Origin of the sequence: Phenylobacterium sp., assembly GCF_004799515.1 — a bacterium.
Taxonomy (GTDB): Bacteria; Pseudomonadota; Alphaproteobacteria; order Caulobacterales; family Caulobacteraceae; genus Phenylobacterium.
The window spans coordinates 25,471-41,020 of sequence record NZ_SSMX01000004.1 but is presented as its reverse complement, the minus strand read 5'-3'; the positions used below and the strand labels follow the sequence as shown (position 1 = coordinate 41,020).

At 70.4% G+C, this 15,550-nt stretch carries 19 protein-coding genes and 1 tRNA gene; 9 read left to right on the top strand and 11 right to left on the bottom strand.

The genetic code is table 11. The annotated features are described in order from the left end of the window. Positions 1–130 precede the first annotated feature (130 nt). Complete coding sequence (gene gcvA / locus E8A49_RS02120) at positions 131–1,060, top strand: transcriptional regulator GcvA (RefSeq protein ID WP_293375862.1); 930 nt, start codon at positions 131–133, stop codon at positions 1,058–1,060. Between the two features lies 1 nt (position 1,061). Here gcvA and E8A49_RS02115 read toward each other — a convergent pair whose 3' ends face one another. The 3 genes from E8A49_RS02115 to E8A49_RS02105 all read right to left on the bottom strand — a co-directional run bounded on the left by E8A49_RS02115 (position 1,062) and on the right by E8A49_RS02105 (position 3,214). Beyond that, positions 1,062–1,256 carry a hypothetical protein gene (locus E8A49_RS02115; protein ID WP_293375860.1) on the bottom strand — a complete coding sequence of 65 codons (195 nt, stop codon included), beginning with the start codon at positions 1,254–1,256 and terminating at the stop codon, positions 1,062–1,064. Positions 1,257–1,384: 128 nt separating this feature from the next. Beyond that, a complete protein-coding gene (locus tag E8A49_RS02110; protein WP_293375858.1) occupies positions 1,385–2,320 on the bottom strand; it encodes a ketopantoate reductase family protein in 936 nt (311 codons plus the stop codon). Next, complete coding sequence (locus E8A49_RS02105) at positions 2,321–3,214, bottom strand: SDR family oxidoreductase (RefSeq protein WP_293375856.1); 894 nt, start codon at positions 3,212–3,214, stop codon at positions 2,321–2,323. It lies immediately after the preceding gene. Between the two features lie 89 nt (positions 3,215–3,303). Between E8A49_RS02105 and E8A49_RS02100 the strand changes: the two genes are divergently transcribed. After that, on the top strand, positions 3,304–4,188 hold the full coding sequence (locus E8A49_RS02100; RefSeq protein WP_293375854.1) for a helix-turn-helix transcriptional regulator: 885 nt from the start codon (positions 3,304–3,306) through the stop codon (positions 4,186–4,188). A gap of 48 nt (positions 4,189–4,236) precedes the next feature. Here E8A49_RS02100 and E8A49_RS02095 read toward each other — a convergent pair whose 3' ends face one another. Further along, positions 4,237–5,061, bottom strand: a complete 825-nt coding sequence (locus E8A49_RS02095; protein ID WP_293375852.1) for an alpha/beta hydrolase — start codon at positions 5,059–5,061, stop codon at positions 4,237–4,239. Positions 5,062–5,273: 212 nt separating this feature from the next. After that, positions 5,274–5,357 (bottom strand) — tRNA-Leu (locus tag E8A49_RS02090). 141 nt (positions 5,358–5,498) lie between these two features. On the opposite strand from E8A49_RS02090, the gene E8A49_RS02085 reads away from it, so the two are divergent. The 4 genes from E8A49_RS02085 (at position 5,499) to E8A49_RS02070 (ending at position 8,708) form a co-directional block, all read left to right on the top strand. Then, complete coding sequence (locus tag E8A49_RS02085; RefSeq protein ID WP_293375850.1) at positions 5,499–5,837, top strand: FeoA family protein; 339 nt, start codon at positions 5,499–5,501, stop codon at positions 5,835–5,837. After that, the gene (locus tag E8A49_RS02080; protein WP_293375848.1) at positions 5,834–7,738 is read left to right on the top strand and encodes a ferrous iron transporter B; all 1,905 of its coding nucleotides are present in this window, start codon (positions 5,834–5,836) and stop codon (positions 7,736–7,738) included. The genes E8A49_RS02085 and E8A49_RS02080 overlap by 4 nt, the downstream gene beginning before the upstream one ends. 112 nt (positions 7,739–7,850) lie before the next feature. After that, on the top strand, positions 7,851–8,156 hold the full coding sequence (locus E8A49_RS02075; RefSeq protein ID WP_293375846.1) for a hypothetical protein: 306 nt from the start codon (positions 7,851–7,853) through the stop codon (positions 8,154–8,156). A gap of 57 nt (positions 8,157–8,213) precedes the next feature. After that, a complete protein-coding gene (locus tag E8A49_RS02070) occupies positions 8,214–8,708 on the top strand; it encodes a DoxX family protein (RefSeq protein ID WP_293375844.1) in 495 nt (164 codons plus the stop codon). A 4-nt stretch (positions 8,709–8,712) separates the two neighbouring features. Here E8A49_RS02070 and E8A49_RS02065 read toward each other — a convergent pair whose 3' ends face one another. Genes E8A49_RS02065 through hppD form a run of 6 tightly spaced genes read right to left on the bottom strand, consistent with a single transcriptional unit; the run spans position 8,713 to position 13,745 of the window. After that, positions 8,713–9,222, bottom strand: a complete 510-nt coding sequence (locus tag E8A49_RS02065) for a MarR family winged helix-turn-helix transcriptional regulator (RefSeq protein ID WP_293375842.1) — start codon at positions 9,220–9,222, stop codon at positions 8,713–8,715. Next, entirely contained in the window at positions 9,219–10,223 is a 1,005-nt protein-coding gene (locus E8A49_RS02060; protein WP_293375840.1) for a fumarylacetoacetate hydrolase family protein, read from the bottom strand. The genes E8A49_RS02065 and E8A49_RS02060 overlap by 4 nt, the downstream gene beginning before the upstream one ends. A gap of 10 nt (positions 10,224–10,233) precedes the next feature. After that, positions 10,234–10,518, bottom strand: coding sequence for a hypothetical protein (locus E8A49_RS02055; protein WP_293375838.1), 285 nt, complete (start codon positions 10,516–10,518; stop codon positions 10,234–10,236). A 1-nt stretch (position 10,519) separates the two neighbouring features. Then, positions 10,520–11,650 carry a homogentisate 1,2-dioxygenase gene (locus tag E8A49_RS02050; RefSeq protein ID WP_293375836.1) on the bottom strand — a complete coding sequence of 377 codons (1,131 nt, stop codon included), beginning with the start codon at positions 11,648–11,650 and terminating at the stop codon, positions 10,520–10,522. Further along, positions 11,650–12,633 carry an isoaspartyl peptidase/L-asparaginase family protein gene (locus E8A49_RS02045; protein ID WP_293375834.1) on the bottom strand — a complete coding sequence of 328 codons (984 nt, stop codon included), beginning with the start codon at positions 12,631–12,633 and terminating at the stop codon, positions 11,650–11,652. Before E8A49_RS02045 ends, E8A49_RS02050 begins: the two co-directional genes overlap by 1 nt. A 5-nt stretch (positions 12,634–12,638) precedes the next feature. After that, on the bottom strand, positions 12,639–13,745 hold the full coding sequence (hppD, locus tag E8A49_RS02040; RefSeq protein WP_293375832.1) for a 4-hydroxyphenylpyruvate dioxygenase: 1,107 nt from the start codon (positions 13,743–13,745) through the stop codon (positions 12,639–12,641). 114 nt (positions 13,746–13,859) lie between these two features. Between hppD and E8A49_RS02035 the strand changes: the two genes are divergently transcribed. From E8A49_RS02035 to E8A49_RS02025, 3 genes are read left to right on the top strand one after another with little or no spacing between them, the layout of a single operon-like run. After that, a complete protein-coding gene (locus E8A49_RS02035; RefSeq protein WP_293375830.1) occupies positions 13,860–14,420 on the top strand; it encodes a DedA family protein in 561 nt (186 codons plus the stop codon). A gap of 34 nt (positions 14,421–14,454) precedes the next feature. After that, on the top strand, positions 14,455–14,967 hold the full coding sequence (locus E8A49_RS02030; protein WP_293375828.1) for a disulfide bond formation protein B: 513 nt from the start codon (positions 14,455–14,457) through the stop codon (positions 14,965–14,967). Continuing rightward, a complete protein-coding gene (locus tag E8A49_RS02025; protein WP_293375826.1) occupies positions 14,964–15,545 on the top strand; it encodes a demethoxyubiquinone hydroxylase family protein in 582 nt (193 codons plus the stop codon). The genes E8A49_RS02030 and E8A49_RS02025 overlap by 4 nt, the downstream gene beginning before the upstream one ends. The last annotated feature ends 5 nt before the right edge of the window (positions 15,546–15,550 follow it).

Below are 15,550 nucleotides of genomic sequence, written 5' to 3'. Positions count from 1 at the left end.
TCCGTGGACAGCTCGGCGCGGGGCCGTGTTGGGCGCAAGGAATGGCCGCGCGGCCCGGCTTGCCGCAAACGACAAAATCGCGCCGCATGCCCAAGGATTTGTCGTTCAGTCCGACGGCCGGGAACCTGATATGGCGACGCCGCTTCGCATGCTTCCGCTCAACGCCCTTCGCAGCTTCGACGCCGCCGCGCGCCACCTCAGCTTCGCCGCCGCCGCGGCCGAGCTCGGGGTCACGCCGTCGGCGGTCAGCGTCCAGGTCCGGCGGCTGGAGGAATGGGTCGGCTCGCCGCTGTTCGTGCGCGGCCATCGCGCGATCAGCCTGTCGGTGGCGGGCAAGCGGCTGGCGCCGCAGCTGACCAGCCTGTTCACCGCCATGGAGCGGCTGGTGGCGCAGGTGGCCGACCTCGACGCCACTTCGCTGCAGATCAGCGCCATGCCGAGCTTCGCCTCGAAGTGGGTGGCGCCGCGCTTGGCGAGCTTCGCCGCGGCGCATCCGGAGATCCAGGTCCGGATCATCGCCTCGGACCCTCGCTCGGACTTCGACCGCGACGGGATCGACATCGGGCTGCGCTATGGCGACGGCGACTATCCGGAGCTGCACGCCGAGCTGATCGCCCCGGCCGTCGCCTTTCCGGTCTGCAGCCCGGCCCTGGCCGCCGAGGTGGCCGGCGATCCCGCGGCGATCGAGGCGGGGCGGCTGCTGCACGACGAGTCCGCCCTGGTGGCGCCGGGCCTGCCCACCTGGAGCGCCTGGTTCGCGAAGGCCGGGGTGAGCCGCCGCGCCGAAGGCGCCGGCCCGCTGTTCAGCAACAGCCACATGGCGCTGTCGGCGGCGGTCGCGGGGCAGGGCTTCGCGCTCGGCCTGTCGCCCCTGGTGGACGAGGACTTGGCGGCGGGGCGGCTGGTGAAGCCTTTCGACGTCGAGCTGGCGAGCCCGTTCGGCTTCTGGTTCGTCTGCCGCGCGGACCGGCTCGGCGAGCCGAAGATCGCGGCGTTCCACGGCTGGGTGCGGGCGCAGGCCGAGGCCCAGGCCGAGAGGGCCCGGAGCGGCGCGGCGTGACCTACTGCACTTCGAGCTGGGTCTCGATGGCGTCGGTCAGCTTCTGATCGGCTTCCAGGAAGGCGCGCAGGGTGCGCTTGTAGTGCTTCTGCCCCGGCTTCTTCTTCATCAGGGCCTTGAGGCTTTCGGCCTTGGCCTGCCGCAGGCCGTCGAGCGGAGTCCCAGCCGTCTGCGGCGTCATGTCCTGTTCGCTCATGATCCTGCCCTCCGTGTCAGCCTTCGGACGATCTCGCGCTCTTCCTACGGGATCGCCGGACGCCTGGGAAGGCTCCATGTTGCACCGCACCACCGGGGACGCTGCGGCGGGCGCGCCTGACGGCGGGGCTATCCGGGGGGCGGCGAGGGGCTCGCTTCCGAGGGCTTCATCGCCCTGACCGCCGCCACGGCCGCGGGAAGGGCCGGCGTCGCCGCAGCCCCGGCTTCGGCCATGACATCGGCGAGCGCGCGGCATTCGCCCTCGCCGGTCGCCAGCAATTTCCGGAAGGTCTTGAGGCGCGAGGCGCCCCACAGGAGACCGGCGACCAGGGCCGTTGGCGCGGCGGCGATCGCCGCCTTCGAGGGATGCAGGCGGTAGCCCAGCCCCCTGATGATCGCAAAGCCGCCGCCGACGCCGCGCGCCACCGTCATCGCCTGCGCCCAGGACGCGCCATCGCCGCTCCGCTCCCCCGCCACCGATATGCTCTCCATGGCGACGCAGAGCGGGGCGTGGCAGCGCAGCCAGAGCGGCATGTCCGCCTCGGACGCCGAGGGAACGCCCGCCGCCTGGAACAGCGCCGCCCAGTGCGCATCGCCGTGCAGCGTCCGGCGGCCGCCGCTGACCGTCGCGGCGAGCCGGCCCTCGCCGTCCACGGTGGCCATCACGAACGGCATGCCAAAGCTGCATCGCGCCGCGCCCACCGCCGCGCCCAGGCGCTCGGGGTCGAAGGTGTTGAACATGAACTGGACGCACCGGGCCTGGCTGCGCGACAGGACGGGCAGCAGGGCCTCGACCTGGTGGGCGAGCACCGTCACCACCACCAGGTCGTAGACGGCCGCCTCGTCCAGACTGTCGGCGACGGCCATCTGCGCCCGCTCGCCGGTCGTGCGGACGACGCCCCCGTCGCGCTGCAACTGCCGCAGCCGCGCCGACCCTGGCCGCGCCACGGCGGTCACGTCATGGCCGGCGCGCGCCAGATGGAAGGCGAAGGTGCTGCCGATGCCGCCCAGGCCGACGACAGCGATCGACAGGGGGGCGATCGACGGAGGCGAGGCCGCCGCCATCTAGGCCGTGAAATAGGCCGGATGGTCGAGGTCGGCGAGCAGCCCCGGCCCTTCCGGCGTCCAGTTCAGCGTCGCGCGCGTCCGTTCGTTGGCGGTCGGGGCGTCCATGGCCGCGAACATGGTGAACCAGCCGAAGTGGTCGGCCGCCTCCTCCAGCGAGCGCGAGACCACCGGGATGTCCAGCCGCCGGCCGATCACCTCGGCGATCGCCTTGAACGGAACGCCCTCCTCGGCGATCGCGTGGAATGGGCCGCCTTGCGCCCCGCGCTCCAGGGCGAGCCGGTAAAGGCGGGCGGCGTCGAGCCGATGGACGCCAGGCCAGCGGTTCTGCCCGTCGCCGATATAGGCCGACACGCCCTTCTCGCGCGCCAGCTGGACGACGCGCGGAACGAAGCCATGGTCGCCATGGCCGTGCACCGAGGGCGCCAGCCGCACGGCGGTCGCCCGGACGCCGCGCGCCGCGAGCGCCGCCGCCGCCGACTCCGACTTGCGGGGGTAGCTCGACGCATCGCCGGGCGGCGTATCGGCTTCGGTCGCCGTGCGGCCGGGGGCGAGGCGCGCCACGCCGGAGGTGACCAGCAACGGCCGCTCGGAGCCCTCGAGCACCGCGCCGATCGCCTCGATGGCGCGCTCGTCCTCGGCGCAGTTCTCCACGAACCGGGAGAAGTCGTGGTTGAAGGCCAGGTGGATCACGCCGTCGGCCTTGTCGGCGCCGCGCCGCAGGCCGTCCAGGTCCGCGATGTCGCCGCGCTGCACCTCGGCGCCCGCTGCGGCCAGGGCCTTGGCGCCTTCGTCCGAGCGGGCGAGGCCCACCACCTGATGGCCGCCGGCGATCAGCTCGTCCACCACCGCCGCGCCCACCCAGCCGGTGGCGCCGGTCACAAATACACGCATCACAAATCTCCAAGGCTGTTGAAGCCAGTGTCCTCCCAGGTATCATCGTGGTAAAGTAGTGATCGTATCGGGGTATAATGGGTAACAGGATGAGCGAAGACCTCGCGCCGGAAAACCCGCTCGGGACCTATCTGAAGGACCGCCGGGCGAGACTAGATCCCGCCGCCTTCGGCTTTCCGCCGCAGCGCCGCCGCACCGCCGGCCTGCGCCGCGAGGAGGTCGCCCAGCGCGCCAACATCAGCCCGACCTGGTACACCTGGCTCGAGCAGGGGCGCGGCGGCTCGCCCTCCGCCGACGTGCTCGACCGCATCGCCGCGGCCCTGATGCTCACGGAGCTCGAGCGGGAGCATCTCTTCCTGCTCGGCCTCGGCCGGCCGCCCGAGGCGCGCTACTCCCGGGACGAGGGCGTCACGCCCAGGCTGCAACGGGTGCTCGACGCGCTGGAGCCGACGCCGGCGCTGATCCGCACCGCGACCTGGGACGTGGTCGCCTGGAACCGCGCCTCGACGGTGATGCTCGTCGACTACGGATCGTTGCCCCCGGACCAGCGCAACATCCTGCGCTTCATCTTCCTCGATCCGCGCACCCGCGAGGTGCAGTACGACTGGGAGCGCACCGCGCGGTTCGTGGTCAGCGCCTTCCGGGTGGACGCGGCGCGGGCGGGGGCGGCGGCGGAGGTCGAGCCCCTGGTCGAGGAGCTCAGCCGGCTCAGCCCGGAGTTCAAGGCCATGTGGCGCGACAACGACGTCCGCAGCCACGGCGAAGGCGTCAAGCAGATCCGCCACCCGCTGCTGGGCCCCTTGGCCTTCGAATATTCCGCCTTCGCGGTCGACGGCCGGCCGGACCTCAGCATGGTGGTCTACAACCCCGCGACCCCGGCCGACGCGGCGAAGATCCAGTCCCTGATCAAGCCGGAGCCGGCGACGGCGGAAGCGCCATCCCGCGTCCTCGAGGACGCGCCGGCGACGGCCTGACGCGGAACCGGCCGCCTCCGGCAGACGGCGAGGGCGGCCGGCGGCCGGTCAGCTTTGGATGAAGGCCAGGAGGTCGGCGTTGATGGTCGCGGCTTCCGTGGTCGGCATGCCGTGCGGGAAGCCCTTGTAGGTCTTCAGCGTGCCGTTCTGCACGAGCTTGGCCGAGAGCGGGCCGGAGTCGGCGTATGGCACGATCTGGTCGTCGTCGCCGTGCATCACCAGGACCGGCACGGTGATCTTCTTCAGATCCTCGGTGAAGTCGGTCTGCGAGAAGGCGACGATGCCGTCGTAGTGGGCCTTGGCGCCGCCCATCATCCCCTGGCGCCACCAGTTCTGGATGACGCCTTCCTCAGCCGCCGCGCCGGGCCGGTTGAAGCCGTAGAAGGGGCCGGCCGGCAGGTCGCGGTAGAACTGGGCGCGGTTGGTGGCCACCTGTTCCTGAAGGCCGTCGAACACCTCCTTCGGCAGGCCGCCCGGGTTGGCGCCGGTCTTGAGCATCAGCGGCGGGACCGAGCTGATCAGCACGGCCTTCGCCACCCGGCTCTCGCCGTGGCGGGCGATGTAGCGGACAACCTCGCCGCCGCCGGTGGAGTGGCCGACGTGGACCGCATCCTTCAGGTCCAGATGCGCGGTGACCGCCGCCAAGTCGTCGGCGTAGTGGTCCATGTCGTGCCCGTCGGCGACCTGGCTCGAGCGGCCGTGGCCGCGCCGGTCATGAGCGATGACCCGGTAGCCGTGCAGCAGGAAGAACATCATCTGGGTGTCCCAGTCGTCCGCGCTGAGCGGCCAGCCATGGCTGAAGACGATCGGCTGCCCCTCGCCCCAATCCTTGTAGAAGATCTGCACGCCGTCCTTGGTGGTGATGGTGCTCATGTCTCTCGCTCCTGCCGGGGTGGCTTGGGATGGGTTGGAGGTCGCCAGCCTCCAACGGCCAACCGAGTTTAACCTGCCGCGTGTGACGCTTCGGGTCTTGGACGCCCAGGTTGGAGGCTTGTACCGCTATGCGGCCTCGCGGCGCCACGCATCCTTCGCGGCGGGTCGACAGCGATGGCGCCTTCAACAGCTGCGCCCAGCGCGGCTTCAAGTGGTGCCCCAGGCCGGACTCGAACCAGCACGCCTCTCGGCAATAGATTTTGAGTCTACCGCGTCTACCATTTCGCCACTGGGGCAGCGGGGGCCTGAATAGCAATCGCCAGCCCTTACCCGCAAGCCGCGCAGGCTCCAGGCGGCCCGCGTCCTTGCGCATCGACAGTTGCGACCCAAACTGATAATCAGTCGCAAGTAAGTTCGCGTCCACGGAAACCCCGCCCATGCACGACATGCTCGCCGAGCCGCAGGGGCCTGACGCTGTTCAGGGCGCCGCGGCCCCGTCGCTGGCGGGGGCGGTGCGCTTGAGCGGCGCGCGGCCGGGCGACAAGGGGATCATCGTCGAGGTGCGCGCGGCCGGCCTGTCGGGCGACCACGGGGTCGATGTCGACGAGCTGCAGCGCCGCCTGCTGGAATTCGGCTTCGTGGAGGGCGCGCGCGTCGCGGTGCTGCACGAGGGCGCGATCTGGCGCGATCCCATCGCGGTGCGGCTGGACGACATGCGCATCGGTCTTCGCCGGCGCGACGCGGCGGACATCTGGGTCTTGCTGGACCCGCGATGAACGACGTCGCGATGCTCCAAGGGGTGGACTCCGGCGCCGCCCTGCCCATGTCCCGCGTGGCCCTGGTCGGCAATCCCAACTCCGGCAAGACGGCGCTGTTCAACGCGCTGACCGGCAGCCGCCAGAAGGTGGCCAACTACGCCGGCGTCACCGTCGAGCGGAAGGAGGGCCGCGTCGCCACCGCCTCGGGGCGCAGCCTGTCGGTCCTCGACCTGCCGGGCACTTACTCCCTGCGCGCCCGCAGCCCCGACGAGGTGGTCACCCGCGACGCCGTGCTGGGCAAGCTGGCCGGCGAAAGCGCGCCCGATGTGCTGATCTGCGTGGCCGACGCCACCAACCTGCGCCTGGTGCTGCGGCTGATCCTGGAGCTGAAGGCGGTGGGCCGGCCGATGGTCCTGGCGCTGAACATGTACGACATCGCCCAGCGGCAGGGCCTGCGGATCGACCTGGACGGCCTCGCCCGCGACATCGGCTGCCCGATCGTCGCCACGGTCGCCACCCGCAAGCGCGGCATCGACGACTTGCTGGCCCAGGTGGACGGCCTGATCGCCAAGGGCGCGCTGGCGGGGGACAACACCTGGCATGAGCCGGACGCCGGCGAGATCCGCGACGCCCACCGCGAGGCCCAGCGCATCCTAAAGGCCCACGTCCGCGCGCCGGAGTTCCCCGACACCTTCACCGGCAAGGTGGATAGCGTGTTGCTGCATCCGGTGGCGGGCCTGGCCATCCTGCTCACCCTGCTGTTCGTGATGTTCCAGGCGGTGTTCACCTGGTCGAAGGCGGCCGGCGACGCCATGACCGACGGCTTCACCCTCTTGGGCGCCTTCGTGGCGCACCACCTGCCGGCGGGGCTTTTGACCAGCTTCCTGACCGATGGCCTGATCTCCGGCGTGGGCTCGGTGATCGTCTTCCTGCCGCAGATCCTGGTGCTGTTCTTCTTCATCATCCTGCTCGAGGACTTCGGCTACATGGCCCGCGCGGCCTTCCTGATGGACCGGATCATGGGCGGCGCCGGCCTGCATGGCCGCGCCTTCATCCCGCTGCTGTCCAGCTTCGCCTGCGCCATCCCGGGGATCATGTCGGCCCGGGTGATCGACAACAAACGCGACCGGCTGACCACCATCATGGTGGCGCCCTTGATGACCTGCTCGGCGCGCATCCCGGTCTACACCCTGATCATCTCGGCCTTCATCCCGAACCGCTCCGTGCTCGGCGTGCTGAGCCTGCCGGGCCTCGTCATGTTCGGCCTCTATGCGGCGGGGATCCTGAGCGCGCTGGCGGTCTCGTTCGTGACGCGGCGGATCTTTTGGCGCGGAGCGGTCGAGCCCTTCCTGATGGAGCTGCCGGCCTACAAGACGCCCGATCCGGTGAACGTGCTCCGCAGCCTCTACCTGCGCGGCAAGATCTTCCTGACCCGCGCGGGCACGATCATTTTCCCGATGATGATCCTGGTCTGGTTCCTGTCGTCCTTCCCCGGCGCGCCGGCGGGGGCGACGGACCCGGCGATCAACTACAGCCTTGCCGGGCGGATCGGTCACCTCTTGCAGCCCTTGCTCGCGCCCATCGGCTTCAACTGGCAGATGACCGTGGCCCTGATCCCCGGCTTCGCGGCGCGGGAGGTGGCGGTGGCGGCGCTGGGCACCGTCTACGCCATCGGCAACGCCGACGCCTCGCCGGGCGCGCTGGCCACGACGCTGCAGCACCACTGGTCGATCGCCACGGGCCTGGCGTTCCTGGCCTGGTACGTCTTCGCCCCGCAGTGCGCCTCTACCATCGGGGTGGTGAAGCGCGAGACCAACTCCTGGCTCTGGCCGGCGGTGATGCTGGTCTACATGACCGGCCTGGCCTATCTGGCCGCCCTGATCGTCTACCAGGTCGCCCGCGTCTGCGGGCTGGGCTAGGGGCTAAACCTAGCCTTGCGTTTTAACCGGCCATTCAACCTGGCCCTTAACCCGGCGCTAAACGCAGTGGACGCACGGTATGCGGGTGCAGAATCCGCATGGGGCGATCACGATGACCATTGAAACCGCAGACGCAGGCAAAAAGCCGGTGCGTGGCAACCAGACCCTGGCCAAGCGGGTGCGCGAAGCCCTGCTCTCGCTGGGCGGCGAGGCGCACCGCGCCGTCGTCATCGAACAGATCGCCAAGCACATGGGTCACGACGCCCGCCAGATCCCCGAGGACCTGCAGGAGGCGGTGATCCTGTCCTTCGAGCAGAACTGGCGCGACGAGCGCCGCCGGGCGACCTACGGCTTCCACCTGCCGTTCGGCGAAGGCTCGCACCGCTGGGGCGTGCGCCAGCCGGAATACGCCCACTAGACCGACGGAAAGCCGCCGGGCCTGTAACGTCCGGCGCCGGCGCGCCGAATGGGGAGCATGGGTTTTCCGCTTCTCCGCCTTGCCGACGCCGGCTTTTCCCAGCAGCCCGTCTCGCGATGGTGGACGATCCCGCTGCGGCTCATCGTCGGCTATGGGTTCATGGAGCATGGCTACGCCAAGCTTGCGCACGGCCCGGAGCATTTCGCCGACATCCTGCACGCCCTCGGTGTTCCGGCGCCGGCGTTGATGGGTTGGCTGACGATCCTCGTGGAGCTGGTCGGAGGCCTCCTGGTGCTGATAGGCGCCTTCATTCCGTTGGCGGCCGTTCCCATGGCCGCGGTCCTCCTGGTGGCCATTGTCACGGTCCACCTGCCGAACGGCTTCAGCTCCATCAAGCTTCAGTCCGTCACCGCCGCGGGCGCGCACTTCGGGCAGCCGGGCTACGAGACCGACTTGCTCTATCTGGCGGCGATCGCCGCTCTGGTCCTGGGCGGGCCGGGCCCGCTATCCCTCGGGCGAGGCCTGGTGCGTCGGCGTTCGCCGACCGTTTGACACCCTAGCGCAGGCTGGCTGAGGCGGGCTCTTCGCCGGCGAGCTGGCCGGCCGCCTGCTGCAACCGAGTCAGGAGCCGTTTCAGCAGGGCCACGTCCTCCGGGGTCAGGCCCGAGATCAGCGCCGCCTCATAGGCCAGCGCCAGGGGCGAGATCTCCGCATGCAGTCCCGCGCCCTCTTTGGTGAGCGCCAGCACGTGGCTGCGGCCGTCGGCGTGGTGGTCGGAGCGCGCGATCAGATGCCGGTTCAGAAGGCCCTGGGCCGCGCGGCTCACCGTCACCTTGTCCATCACCGTGCGCGCGACGATCTGGCCCTGGGTCAGGCCGCCGTCCTCGGCCAGGACGCAGATCAGCCGCCATTGCGGCACCGTCAGGCCGAAGCGGTCCTGGTAGGCCCGGGCGATCAGGCCCGAGACGGCGTTGGACGCCACCGACAGGCGGTAGGGCAGGTAGGCGTCGAGTTTCAGCTCGTCGGCCTCGTCCGCCGGGCCCCGCTCGCCGCCTTCCGGGGTCATTCGGCGGCCACCGTCTGCTCGATGGCGCCGAAGATCGAGTGGCGCTTGGCGTCGCGCATCTCGATACGGACGACGTCACCGGCCGCCAGGAACGGGGTCTTGGGCGCGCCGAGGCTGAGGGTCTCGACGGTGCGCACCTCGGCCAGGCAGCTGTAACCGACGCCGCCCTCGGCGATCGGTTTGCCGGGGCCGCCGTCGGGGCCGCGGTTGGAGACGGTGCCGGAGCCCACGATGGAGCCGGCGGCCAGGCTGCGGGTCTTGGCGGCGTGGGCGATCAGGGCCGCGAAGTCGAAGGTCATGTCGACGCCGGCGTCGGCCTCGCCCAGCGGCTGACCGTTCAGCTCCACCGACAGCGCCCCGTGCAGCTTGCCGTCCGACCAGCCGGGCAGGGCGTCGGGCGTCACCGCGACGGGCGAGAAGGCCGACGCCGGCTTGGACTGGAAGAAGCCGAAGCTCTTGGCCAGTTCGCCGGGGATCAGGTTGCGCAGGGAAACGTCATTGCACAGCATGACGAGGCGGATGGCGGAGAGCGCCTGCTCGCGGCTCGCGCCCTGCGGCACGTCGCCGGTGATCACCGCGACCTCGCCCTCCAGGTCGCACCCCCAGGCGGGGTCGGCGAGCGGGATGGGGTCGCGGGGGCCCAGGAAGCCGTCGGAGCCGCCCTGGTACATCAGGGGATCGGTCCAGAAGCTGTCGGGCATCTCTGCCCCGCGCGCCTGGCGCACCAAGGCCACGTGGTTCACATAGGCCGAACCGTCCGCCCACTGATAGGCGCGCGGCAAGGGGCTCGCCGCCGCGTGCTCATGGAAGCGGTCGCGCGGCACGGCGCCCAGCTCCAGGCTCTCGGCCAGGCCGCGCAGCACGGGCTCGACGCCGGCCCAGTGGTCCATGGCCGCCTGCAGGGTGGGCGCGATGTGGTGCGCCTCGGTGAACCAGGCGAGGTCGTTGGAGACCACCACCAGCCGCCCGTCGCGGCCGCCTTTCAGGGATGCGAGCTTCACGCGGTCCTCCTCATGCGCCCGTTCCGGCGGCGGTCTCTTTGGCGAGGGTGTGGCCGACGGTCACGCCCTCTTCGTAGTCGTGCGGCTCGTAGACGCTGATCTCCACATGGATATCGCCGCCCGGTTCCCGAGCCCACAGGTAGCCGCGTTCGAAGGTCACCGCGCGGCCCTCGGGCGTGAAGCCTTCATAGGTGTCGCCCCAGGGGGTCAGGGCCGAGAGCTGGGTCCAGCCAAGCGTGCAGGCCCGCTCCAGCTCCTCGCGCGCCGCCGCTTCGAGGTCGGCCTCGTAGCTCAACCTAGCTTTTCCAGCTGTCGACGTAGGCGGGGTTCTCGACGCTGGCCGCGGCCTCGCCCACCTCCAGCGGATCGCGTGAGTCGATCATCACGGCGTATTCGTCGGTGGCGGGCTTAGGCTGGCTCAGCATGTTCTTCAGCGCCTTGGGGTGCGGCCCGTGAGTGAAACCGCTCGGGTGGAAGGTCATCATCCCGGCCTCGATATGGTCGCGGCTGAAGAAGTTTCCGGCATGGTAGAAGAGGACTTCGTCGAAGTCGTCGTTGTTGTGGAAGAAGGGCACCTTCAGCGCGCCCGGGTCGGTCTCGAAGGGCCGCGGCGCGAAGGTGCAGACCACGAAGCGGTCGCTCAGGAAGGTGGTGTGGACGCTGGGCGGCAGGTGGTAGCGGTGACTGGAGACGGGCCTGAGGTCCGCCACGTTCAGCCGCACGGGCGCAAGATCGCCGTGCCAGCCCACCGCATCCAGCGGATTGTAGCCGTAGGTGACGGTGGAGACCGCGCCGCGCTTCTTGATCTCCACCCGGAACTCGCCGGCCTCGTTCTGGTGGGCCTGGAAGGCGTCGTCGATCGATGGCGTCTCCAGCATGGCCGGGTCGAACAGGGCGTGACCGCCCAGGAGGCCCTTGTCCGGCAGGCCGAAGTGGGTGTTGGTCGCCTGGATCATCAGGATGGCGGTGGGCTCGGCGGGGGTGAGCCGCCACATGGTCCCGCGCGGCAGGTAGAGGTAGTCGCCCGCCCGATAGGCCAGATGGCCATAGTCGCAGAAGAGGTCGCCGGTCCCCTGGTGGACGAACAGAAGCTGGTCGCCGTCGGCGTTGCGGGCGAGCGCCGGCATGGCCTGGGCGAGCTTCCAGAAACGGATCTCGACGGCGGAGTTGTAGAGCACCTTGCCCGCCGCCCAGGGGCTGGGCTCGGCGGCGTTCAGCGCGGCCAGGTCGAAGGCGCGCGGGCGCAGCGGGCCTTCGAAATGGCTCCAGCTGGTGGGCGGGCGCTTGTGGTGGATGAAGGCCGCCGGGCCGAAGAAGCCTTCCTTGGAGATCTCCCGCTCATAGGTGCCGGCCGGCATGTCGGCGTGGGCCTGGCGCGAGTGGTCGCCCTGCGCGCCACGGACGGGGATCCAGTTGCGGTTGGCCATCAGGGTTCGTCCTTATAGATCGCCACCTCCAGCGGCTGGTCGCTGGCGAGCCGCGCACGGTACATGCCGGAAGTGTTGAAGCCCCAGGCCGTCTGGCCGTCCGGGGCGACCGCGATCACCCCGCCGACGCCGCCCAGGCCAGTGAGCTCGGTCTGCACCACCTGGTCCACCGCCGCCTGCAGGCCGAGGCCCTTCAGCTCCACCAGGGCGGCGATGGCGCGCGCGACGGAAAGGCGGATGAAGTACTCGCCCTCGCCGGTGCCGGAGATGGCGGCCGAGGCGTCGGACGCATAGGTGCCGGCGCCGATCAGCGGCGAGTCGCCCACCCGGCCCCAGGACTTGGCGGTGACCCCGCCGGTGGAGGTGCCCGCCGCCACATGGCCGCGGCTATCGCGGGCGACGCAGCCGACGGTGCCGCGCTTGCCTTCGTCGTGGGCCAGGGCGGCGTGGCGTTCGTCGCGGTCGGCGCCGGCGGGGCGTTGCGGGACCGGGCGGCCCTCGCGGCGGAGCTGGGTCTCCAGCGCGCGCCAGCGGGTCTCGACGAAGAAGTAGGACGAGTCGACCGGCGTCAGCCCTTGCGCCTCGGCGAAGGCGTCGGCGCCGCGGCCGATCAGGAGGACGTGCGGCGAGCGCTCCATCACCTTGCGCGCCGCCGAGATCGGGTTGCGCACGTGGGTGACGCCGGCCACCGCGCCGGCCTCCAGCGTCGCCCCGTCCATGATCGCCGCGTCGAGCTCATTGCAGCCCTCGGCGGTGAAGACCGCTCCGCGCCCGGCGTTGAACAGCGGGTCATCTTCCAGGACGTGGATGGCGGCCTCAACGGCATCCAGCGCTGCGCCGCCGGCCCGCAGCACCGCCGCGCCGGCCTCGGCCGCCTGGGCCAACACGCCGCGATAGGCCCGGTCCTGCTCGGGCGTCAGGTCGGCGCGGTCGATCACGCCGGAGCCGCCGTGGACAACCAGGGACCAGTTCGTTTGGGTCATGCCCCTTACTTAGGCGGAAGCACGCCGCGGCGCATCTGGTCCAGTTCGATGGATTCGAAGAGCGCCTTGAAGTTGCCCTCGCCGAACCCCTCGTTGCCCTTGCGCTGGATCAGCTCGAAGAAGATCGGGCCGATCATGTTCTCGGTGAAGATCTGCAACAGCAGGCCCTGACCCTCGGTGGGCGCGCCGTCGACCAGGATCTTGTCGGCCTGCAGGCGCTGGACGTCCTCGCCGTGGCCGGGGACGCGGGCCTCGATCCCCTCGAAATAGGCGTCGATGGTGTCCTGGAAGCGCACGCCACGGTCGCGCATGGTCTCGACCGACTCGTAGATGTCGCCCGTGCCCAGGGCCACGTGCTGGATGCCCTCGCCCTTGTAATCCTTGAGGAACTCCTCGATCTGCGAGTGCTCGTCCTGGCTCTCGTTCAGCGGGATGCGGATCTTGCCGTCCGGGCTGGTCATGGCCTTGGAGACCAGGGCGGTCTGCTTGCCCTCGATGTCGAAGTAGCGGATCTCGCGGAAATTGAAAATGCGCTCGTAGAATTCCGCCCAGGTTCCCATCTGGCCGCGGTGGACGTTATGGGTCAGGTGGTCGAGGTAGGTGAGGCCGACGGCGTTGGCGGCCTCCGCCTCGGCGGCGCCTTCGATGGGGACGAAGTCGACGTCATAGATCTCCTGCGCGCCATAGCGGTCGACAAGGTAGAGGTTCGAGCCGCCGATCCCCTCGATGGCCGGGATGTTCAGCTCCATCGGACCGACCGGGCCGGCGACGGCCCTGGCGCCGCGCTCGACCGCCAGCTTCAGCGCCTTGGCCGCATCGCGCACCCGGAAGGCCATGGCGTTGGCCGAGGGGCCGTGGACGGCGCGGAAGTCGGCGGCCTGGCCGGACGGCTCCATGTTCAGGATGAAGTTGATGTCGCCCTGGCGTAAGCGCAGCACGTTCTTCGAGCGGTGCTTCGAGACCGCGGTGAAGCCCATCTTCTCGAACAGGTCCTTCAGCCGCTCCGGCTCCGGCGAGGTGAACTCGACGAACTCGAATCCGTCGGTGCCCAGCGGGTTGTCGAAGAGGTCGCCGGTGTGGGTGGCGTCCTGGGGCTTCGATTGCACGGTCATGGTGAAGTCTCCTGTCGGCCAGTTCGTATCATATGTAACTAGTTTCGGGGAAGCGGAAGACAAGACTCGTGACGCCTGATAGCTGAACGCGACAGGCCGCCGCTCGGGACCCGCATGCTCCGTAAAACCTATGACTGGGTGATGTCGCTGGCCGCCCGGCCGCAGGCGCCGCTGGCGCTGGGGCTCCTGGCCTTCTGCGAGGGCCTGTTCTTCCCGATCCCGCCTGACGTGCTCTTGATGCCGGTGGTGCTGGGCCGGCGCGACCGGGCGATGCGCTATGCGGCGATCACGCTCATCTGCTCCCTGGCCGGCGGGTCGTGCGGCTATGCGGTGGGCCACTTCCTGCAGCCGGTGGGCCGCTGGATCCTGTCGCTGACCGGCGGGGACTTCGACCGGTTCGCGGCCTGGTATTCCCACTGGGGCGCCCTGCTGATCGCGGTGCCGATCCCCTACAAGCTGACGGCCATCGCGTCAGGGATGATGAACCTGAACTTCGGGGTCTTCCTGGCGGTCTCGGTGCTGGTGCGGGGCCTGCGGTTCGGCGGCGAGGCCCTGCTGCTGAAGATCTACGGCGAGCCGATCCGCGCCTTTGTCGAAAAGCGCCTGGCCCTGGTGGCCAGCGCCGCGGCCGTGGCCGTGGTGGCGCTCATCATGCTGCTGAAGTTCGCCCACTAGGCCCGCGCGGGACAGCCGCGCTATAGATCGGCGGATGCAGACCCTGCTGCGACCCTTCCTCGACCGCTGGCGCCTCGTCGCCCTCCTGGCTTCAGCCGCCATGCTGGGCGTGGCGCACGCCTTCCAGACCTTCGGCGGCATGAACCCGTGTGAGCTCTGCCTGAAGCAGCGGACCGTCTACTGGGTGGCCATCGGAGTGGCCGCGATCGCCATGGTGCTGGTGCGCCTGCCGGGCGGACCGCGCTGGCGGGAAGCCAGCTGCTGGCTGCTCGCCCTGATCTTCCTGGCCGGCGCCGGGATCGCCGGCTACCACGCCGGCGTCGAGTGGAAGTGGTGGCCGGGGCCGGAGAGCTGCACCGGCGTCGGCAAGGTCGATATGTCGGCGCTCAAGGACCTGCTGGCCGGCGGGCCGGTGAAGATGCCCGCCTGCGACCATCCGGCCTGGATCTTCCTGGGCCTCTCCATGGGGGGCTGGAACACCATCGCCTCGCTGGTCCTGACGGGGCTCAGCGCCGCGGCGGCGCTCGGCGAACGGCGCAAGGCGTGAGCGGGGAAGAGCCCATTCCGCCCAAGCCCATTCCGCCGAAGCCTGGGCGCGGGGCCGGCGCGGCGCGGCTGGCGGAGATCCTGCGCGTCGACCATGCCGGCGAGATGGCCGCCGTCGCCATCTACCGCGGCCAGCGCGCGGTGCTGGGCGAGGCGGCGGGCCATGAGCGCATCGCCGGCCAGCTCGCCCACATGGAGGCGCAGGAGGCCGAGCATCTGGCGCGCTTCGACAAGCTGCTGACCGAACGCCAGGTGCGGCCCACGGCGCTGGCGCCGGTCTGGCGGCTGGCGGCCTTCGCCCTGGGCGCCGGCACGGCGCTGATGGGCGACAAGGCCGCGCACGCCTGCACCGAGGCGGTCGAGACGGTGATCGAGGACCACTACGCCGGCCAGATCGCCGAACTGGCCGAGCGCGACCCGACGCTGGCCGCCGAACTCGCCAAGTTCCGCGACGAAGAGCTGGCGCACCGCGACCTGGCCGTGGAGGAGGGCGCGCGCGAGGCGCCCGCCTATGGCCTGCTCTCGGCGGTGATCGGCGCGGGCTGCCGCGCGGCGATCAAGATCAGCGAGAAGCTCTAGCGCGA